The sequence below is a fragment of the Stenotrophomonas sp. SrG genome (assembly GCF_050031795.1).
GTDB classification, from domain to species: domain Bacteria; phylum Pseudomonadota; class Gammaproteobacteria; order Xanthomonadales; family Xanthomonadaceae; genus Stenotrophomonas; species Stenotrophomonas rhizophila_A.
Genome location: NZ_JBNBBE010000439.1, coordinates 1 through 257, shown reverse-complemented (window position 1 = coordinate 257; position 257 = coordinate 1). Strand labels below are relative to the sequence as shown.

Sequence of the window (257 nt, the reverse complement as noted above, 5' to 3'; positions counted from 1 at the left end):
CGCGTTCAACGCCACTGCGCTGGGCAGCTTCGCCCAGGCCACCGGCTCCATCAGCGTCGCGCTCGGTGGCGACGCCGAAGCCACCGGCGCCTACAGCACCGCCCCCGGCCAGGGCAGCCTGGCCAGCGGCACCAACAGCGTGGCCATCGGCGGTGCGCTGTGCGGCCTGCTGCCCACCGAAGCCTCCGGCAACTACTCCACCGCCGTGGGCGGCGGTGCATGGTCGCCCGGCCTGAGCAGCACCGCGCTCGGCACCG

Annotated in this window: 1 pseudogene; it reads left to right on the top strand. The window is 75.1% G+C overall.

Annotated features, from left to right (window positions below):
* A pseudogene (locus tag ACQG3P_RS20390) lies at positions 1 to 257 on the top strand (autotransporter adhesin YapN); the annotation flags it as partial.